Source organism: Granulicella sp. L56 (genome assembly GCF_009765835.1).
Lineage (GTDB): Bacteria > Acidobacteriota > Terriglobia > Terriglobales > Acidobacteriaceae > Edaphobacter.
The window spans coordinates 16,985-23,047 of the sequence record NZ_LMUS01000011.1 but is presented as its reverse complement, the minus strand read 5'-3'; the positions used below and the strand labels follow the sequence as shown (position 1 = coordinate 23,047).

Genomic DNA, 6,063 nt, shown 5'->3' with positions numbered 1-6,063 from the left:
AGCTGCCCCTTTTGGAGAGTTTTGGCGAACTTCGAGAGATTCCTCCAGGCATCGACGCGATGCCATTCGGTGCGGTTTTCGTAGTCGCCCTTGTTGTAGCTTCGAGGATTATTTGTCGTAGGGTTTCAGAATTATTTGTCGTATTCGGCTTTAGCCGGGACCGATGACGAGGCTGTCGCGGGCGGCTTCAACAACCGCCGTCGAGATGACATGAAGATCATTCACGCTGAGAACTCGCTCGATCTGAGTGAGGAGCCGAGTCAAAAGCCTGAAATTTCCGCCGCTCATCCGAATGAGGCTCGCTATCACTTCTGGAACGAGTTGCTCGTTCGGGAGGACAACGCCGGCAGGCGTCCATCGTTTTTCGAGCAATTCCTGGACTTGAGATGCGTCGAGAGGACGGAACTCATGGACGAACCCGATGCGCGAGTAGAACTGCGGAAAACGAGCGACCCGCTTCTCTATACCCGGCATGCCTATGAGCACCATGCCGGCCGTGCCTTCGTCAAAGATAGATCTCATCTGTTCGAGACTGTTCATCTGGAGGCGATCGGCCTCATCCACCAAGATCAGGGTGGTCGGATCAGCTACTGCTCGCTCTTTCGCTCGATATTCCTTATAGGTTTCGAAGTAGGTTGGATCCACCGATGGCCAGTCCCGTGGAGAGAAATCCGGAGTTTCCAGCAGTTCCTTTCGTCGCTTTTCGTCTCGAATTCTGATCAGCTCTAAGGCAGCGCTGCCCTCACGTCGGAGAGGATCGAGTACGATACTCATCACCTTCTCCCGTGCCATATTGATATCCTGCGAGATTCTGGATGGTGTGTTGATCACCGAGGTTGTGTAAAGCAACGTGTCGACCGGAAGGTCGTCCGTGGTTTCGCTCGTCCACCGATCGTGCGCGACGATTTTTTCCGCTCTGCTGTACTTGACGGCCGAGAGTGTCTTCCCAATACCAGGCGGTCCATAGCACAGCCCAATGTAGCGGAATTGGCGGCAGGCATCGCAAAATTCAACAAATCGCCTGTACTCAATGGTTTCTATAAACGCCTGGCTACTCGTTGCGGTACCTTTTGATGCGGGCTGCGGATACCGATGGGGTAGCGGCGTTTTCATGGATCTCCTTGGGAGTAAAACCCTTCTTCAGTTGAAGGAGTGAATCGACTATCTGTTGCCGATCGTGGAGGATCAAGCTAAGTTCGCGTCGACGTTGATTGCGCACGCGAACGATGTCTCGCAATGGAATCGTCTCTCCCGCCAGTTCCGCTGAGACCGCCGGGCAGAGGAAGCGATCCTTGTAGAAAACTCTGATCTCGCCCATATCGCGGGGGTCGAAGCGAATGGTGACATCTTCTCCCACGTACGCGGCCAGCGTGAGTGACAGATATCGGAGACCATGAAAATGAATGCCATCGCGGCGCACTTTACGGGCGCGGACTTCCTGCATCAGGAGGAGGTCGAGCTGCTCAAGCGACTCAGGCATGCGCGGCAGAAATCCACCTTCCTCCCAACGCTCTGAAGGCGCGAGCCGACCTTTGACGCTGATGCGACGGTGGTAGGTCTCCAACAAAAATGCTTGGAAGAGTTCTTCAAAGCGTTCTAGTGAGAGGGTGGGTTTATGTCGTTTTCTGCGGATAAAGCCATCGAGCTCGCAAAGGAACATAGTGTTTACTGTTCGGAAGAAGCGTTCGATCCGGCCACGCCCCTGAGGTCTGCCTGGCGTTGAGAAAACAAGGCGGATTTTGAGATCAACAGCGACCTGCTCCAAGTGCTTCGACGTAAAATCCGATCCGTTATCTGTATAGAGCATCTCTGGTATGCCACAGATGTGCCAGTGCGGATGCCCTTTGCGCCAGATACCCTGCCGAAGCGCGAGAGCCGTTCTGATAGAAGAAGGCGGGTCAAAACCAAGATAGTAACCGGCAATGGCACGACTGTAATCGTCGATCACGATGGTCAGCCATGGTCGAGCGGTCTGCCCATCCTCGCGGAGCAGAAGGATACTTAGGAGTGCATGGTCTGCCTGCCAGATGGCATTTGCTCTTGGTGCCTCACGCCTGTGAACAAGATCGAAGCCTTCGCTATAAGCTTTGCTGCCATGATGCGCGAGGGTCAAAAGGCTGCCGGGAACCTCACGAACCAGATCATAGACAGTGCCGTAGCGGGGAAGTGTCTCGCCTGTGGCCTCTGCAAACTGTCGAATCTGGCGGCAAATGGATCGGATGGGTAATGGAGGTCTTTCGAGAGCTAACCCTTCAATCGCGGCCTTGATCTGCGGTGAGACCACCCTTCTCGCGCCTCGGTCGCCTCTTGATTTGCGTGCAAGGGCTACCAGCCCAAGCTTCCGATACTGACTTACCCATCTTTGAGCGGTACGAAAGCAGACGTCCGCGTCGACCGCGACCATCGCCAGAGATCTCTTTTGTTCCAGATATGGCTGGATCACCCGATACCGAGCCATAGCAACATCTCGAGTTGCTTCCGACATTCCACTCAGCTCTTGCATGCAAGGACTTTACGACAAATAATTCTGAAAGCGACAGTCAATCCCAGCCCTTCCATTCCGAATGAACCGAGTGAGAACGTGCCGGAGTGACTGGCCGATAAGGCGGAATCGGTGGAACGACTATTGGTTTAGTAATGCAAGCCGGGAGCGCGGCCAGGTTATCGGTCTTAACCTCATCGCGTCGGGTGATCAGAAACTTAGATCCTTCGCGATGCTCTATCTCAACGACGGCTTGATGTCCCAGACGATCGCGAACGACAAAATTGTCCGTTTGCGCCTCAATCCGCCCGATAGCCTCTGCTTCACTGAAGCGTTGTTCGGCACCGGTCGCAACGTTGGTACAGCCGATAGAAAGAATACGTTGATGAACGGCATGCCGCTCCGTGCAAGTCACGTTGAATGTGGCCATAAGGGGACGAACTCCAACCGACATCCCGTTCGATGTCAGTCACTCTGTGGTTCCCCCGACTGTTGAGGCACTCGATGAACACGAAATATGGCATCATATTCCGTAGGCGTCACTTCATCATTGAATGGAGTGGCAGGGCGAACCTTGGTTTGCCACCCGATGCCGGTTCGTTCGTAAGACGGACCGGCATCCTCTATCTTCCTCTCTACAACTCAGAACGGTCGTCGTGTCGGTGAAGCGTAACAATACCGATTTGAGCAGTCTCGGGAGAAACTGTCAAGCGGGAATCAAAACCATCTCAATATGTAAGAATCACTTTACAGTTTGCAATAATTTGTTGACATTGGAAGTGATGTGTCATATTCTTGGTTGTATGCAGAGTGCTGTAGAAACAACCGTCCATTCACCCGGACTAGTTGGTGCTGTAGATACAGTGTTTGGATCAAATCTGCGTCGGGCCCGTCGCTCTCGCGATTTATCTCAAGGTGAACTGGCAGCAAGGGTGGGCCTATCCAGAGTAACCATCGCCAATATGGAAGGCGGGAAGCAACATATCCAGTTGCATCATGTCTACCTCTTCGCTCGTACCCTCGATCTACCAATTGAACGTCTTCTCCCAGCAGATGCAGAGATTCAAAAGCAACGACATGGGCTCGACCGTGTACGGACCGATCACGTTGCATTGTCTGATGTTCAGTTTCTACAGGAATCGCGCGAACTTCTCACAGCGTTGAAGGGGAGGAATTATGATCACGAAGCCGAAGACGCGAAGTCAGATTGAAGAACAAGTAGAAGAGTTGCTAGAACAACACAACATCACTGCCGCTCCTGTTGCCATTGAGGTAATTGCGCGAGCCGAAGGGCTGCCAGTAGTAGAGACTGCCATGGATGCCGATGTGTCAGGAGCTCTCATCAAGAGTAATAGCCTGAAAGGAATCGCTGTGAATGCGGCGCAGGCACCTGTGCGCAAACGCTTCACCGTGGCTCATGAGCTTGCTCATCATCTTTTGAACCACGTCGATGAGGATCACCTCGATTGGCAGTTCACAGTTTTGCGTCGTGATGGCAGGTCTTCTGAAGCGAATGATTGGAGGGAGATCGAAGCGAACTTCTTTGCTGCAAGTCTGCTTATGCCGAAGCGAATGCTTCGCAAAGATCTAGAAAAGAAAATGCTCTACAACGGGGAACTTGGACTGGACGATAGTGACGTCTTGATGCTCGCCAAAAAATACAACGTGAGCCAGAATGCCATGCACTACAGGCTAGTGAATCTTGGTTTCCTCCCGATGTATTGAATGGGATGGACGTCTATATGTCTCAAGTTAAATGGCCCTTATACAAATGGCCTCGTTGATGAGCTGTGTGAAAAATGATGTCGCTTGTTTGGCCAGGATCGGCTGTAGCTTGGGTCGGAATGTGGCGCAGGTCTTTGGGCACTCTTTGGCGTACATTGCCTCAGATGCATCACGGAAGTCTGTTGGAACATCAGTCAGCTGGAATTTGTGGATGTAGCGCGGGCGCCACAGCAACTGTTCTTGGATAAGACGAATTTAAGACGGTCGATCGAGCGAAAGGAAGCTGGTCGTCGAAGAATTTCGACAGAGGATGTAGAGGCGGTCCGGTAACCGGTATTTGTTCTCACCTACTCAATTGATGCTGTGGCGAACCACCGTTAGTCACCGAGTTTTACGCTCAGTCCACGCGCCTCTATTTCCGCCGTTGTCTTGAGGAGCTTTTCCGTCTTGTACGCAGCAGCCGAATGTTTAGACATGCATCCTCGCATGTGCTTCGCAAGCGGAACGAGCAATATCGGGCATTGAGAATTGATGTTGATGCAGTATGCTGCGCTAGACGACTCCCGCACCCCATGGCCGATGTATATCTGCATTTGCATACCGGGGACATAGAAAAAGTAATTGACGAAGTCCTGATTGTCGCCAGGGAACGGGTCAATCATCGCGGGGTAGCGGATCTGCCCTGATTCCACCGCCACCGCTAGTGCGATATGGTTTGGCAGCGGAGCTTCGCCACGCAGGAAGAGCCTCAAAGCTTCGCTATCTTCACCGAGATCTATCCGGTGACTGCCGCTGCCACTCCCGAACGAGTGAACGGACGCCTTCCAGAAAATGCCGATACCGAAGTGGATCAGCTTAGACACATCGATCTCAGGATTGTCCACCACAGCATATACAGACATCGATTCCGTCACCTGAATCGGCTTCATCGTTATCAAGCGCTCATAAAGCGGAAACGGTCCACCAAACCGGGAGAGCAGGGGCACAGTGATCCGTTCGCCATTTTTACTGAGATTACCTTCGCAGGCTTCGCAGAGCACATATGCCTTCGTCTGTTTGACCGTAGGCCGCATCACTTTCGTATTCACGGCAACCGGCTCGAACTCATCCGTCCGACAAAGTGGATATATCTTCTTAGGCAAGAGATGGCTCATACAGAGCTTTTTCTCATCCAGACACATCGGGCATATTCCGACTGGCATTTATCCACTCTCTGCGTTTGAGTGTCGGTTGGGATTTTGATTGGCAGCAACCGACAACCGATAGGGTTTTCGCTACAAAGCCCTGGAGTTCTGTATCGTTGATTGGCTCAGAAGCAGCGTTCGGATTTTCTCCGTGATGGTAACGCTTCGTGTAATCGTTCGCTTCCACCAGATCACTAAGGACGGGCGTCAGACCATGAGTTGTGCCTGCATGTAGCTTTGATCGCTAAATGGCGTAGTATATCGGCTTTATTTGGCGTAGTCTCAGGGGTTTGATGAACAACGTGGAAGGTCGAGGCATCCTTCGGTGGAAGTCAAACACGCTCGGCGCAAGGTAAGTATCTGATTGTGTTTGGGATATTGATCAAGAGTCTTGTCTGGCTCTTGGTGAGCGCAAAGGTAACACTACGAGAAATAGCTCTGAAAAACTACGCCAAATAATTCTGAAAGTGACACTTTATGAGCAAAGTTGGAACCGCTCAAAGCCCCAGCGACTGCTCGATCATCTCCGTAATGGAGACATGCTTCGTCGTCTGGAAGCTGGACCGGCTTTCTCAATCCTTAAGAGATGTGCTGACGCTCATGGAGCGAATTCAGGAAGCAAAGGCGGGGCTTCCGCGGCCTCACAGAGGGGATCGACGCAACGACGCCGGC

The 6,063-nt window shown here is 52.3% G+C and carries 7 protein-coding genes; 3 read left to right on the top strand and 4 right to left on the bottom strand.

Going from position 1 to position 6,063, the window contains the following annotated elements:
* Positions 1–150 precede the first annotated feature (150 nt).
* The 3 genes from GSQ81_RS20195 to GSQ81_RS19650 are packed head-to-tail and all read right to left on the bottom strand — an operon-like array spanning position 151 to position 2,912.
* Positions 151–1,113 carry an AAA family ATPase gene (locus GSQ81_RS20195; RefSeq protein WP_158912516.1) on the bottom strand — a complete coding sequence of 321 codons (963 nt, stop codon included), beginning with the start codon at positions 1,111–1,113 and terminating at the stop codon, positions 151–153.
* Complete coding sequence (locus GSQ81_RS19655; RefSeq protein ID WP_158912515.1) at positions 1,052–2,503, bottom strand: Mu transposase C-terminal domain-containing protein; 1,452 nt, start codon at positions 2,501–2,503, stop codon at positions 1,052–1,054. Before GSQ81_RS19655 ends, GSQ81_RS20195 begins: the two co-directional genes overlap by 62 nt.
* A 37-nt stretch (positions 2,504–2,540) precedes the next feature.
* On the bottom strand, positions 2,541–2,912 hold the full coding sequence (locus tag GSQ81_RS19650; protein WP_158912514.1) for a DUF3892 domain-containing protein: 372 nt from the start codon (positions 2,910–2,912) through the stop codon (positions 2,541–2,543).
* Between the two features lie 124 nt (positions 2,913–3,036).
* Here GSQ81_RS19650 and GSQ81_RS20415 point away from each other — a divergent pair, with 124 nt between their 5' ends.
* Both GSQ81_RS20415 and GSQ81_RS19640 read left to right on the top strand, forming a co-directional pair.
* Positions 3,037–3,693: a helix-turn-helix transcriptional regulator gene (locus tag GSQ81_RS20415; protein ID WP_371715356.1), complete on the top strand. Its 657-nt coding sequence runs from the start codon at positions 3,037–3,039 to the stop codon at positions 3,691–3,693.
* Complete coding sequence (locus GSQ81_RS19640; protein ID WP_158912512.1) at positions 3,659–4,207, top strand: ImmA/IrrE family metallo-endopeptidase; 549 nt, start codon at positions 3,659–3,661, stop codon at positions 4,205–4,207. The genes GSQ81_RS20415 and GSQ81_RS19640 overlap by 35 nt, the downstream gene beginning before the upstream one ends.
* Before the next feature lie 377 nt (positions 4,208–4,584).
* Here GSQ81_RS19640 and GSQ81_RS19635 read toward each other — a convergent pair whose 3' ends face one another.
* Positions 4,585–5,361 (bottom strand): hypothetical protein, encoded by a 777-nt coding sequence (locus GSQ81_RS19635; RefSeq protein WP_158912511.1) that lies wholly within the window; start codon positions 5,359–5,361, stop codon positions 4,585–4,587.
* A 507-nt stretch (positions 5,362–5,868) separates the two neighbouring features.
* Here GSQ81_RS19635 and GSQ81_RS19915 point away from each other — a divergent pair.
* Positions 5,869–6,063, top strand: a 195-nt coding sequence (locus tag GSQ81_RS19915) for a recombinase family protein (RefSeq protein WP_216846520.1), incomplete at its 3' end; no start/stop codon positions are given.

What these genes read in the sequence shown, in the direction of transcription:
- GSQ81_RS19640 (WP_158912512.1), top strand. Translation starts at nt 3,659, where the DNA reads ATGATCACGAAGCCGAAGACGCGAAGTCAGATTGAAGAACAAGTAGAA.
- GSQ81_RS19655 (WP_158912515.1), bottom strand. Translation starts at nt 2,503, where the DNA reads ATGCAAGAGCTGAGTGGAATGTCGGAAGCAACTCGAGATGTTGCTATG.
- GSQ81_RS20415 (WP_371715356.1), top strand. Translation starts at nt 3,037, where the DNA reads ATGGAGTGGCAGGGCGAACCTTGGTTTGCCACCCGATGCCGGTTCGTT.
- GSQ81_RS20195 (WP_158912516.1), bottom strand. Translation starts at nt 1,113, where the DNA reads ATGAAAACGCCGCTACCCCATCGGTATCCGCAGCCCGCATCAAAAGGT.
- GSQ81_RS19635 (WP_158912511.1), bottom strand. Translation starts at nt 5,361, where the DNA reads ATGAGCCATCTCTTGCCTAAGAAGATATATCCACTTTGTCGGACGGAT.
- GSQ81_RS19650 (WP_158912514.1), bottom strand. Translation starts at nt 2,912, where the DNA reads ATGGCCACATTCAACGTGACTTGCACGGAGCGGCATGCCGTTCATCAA.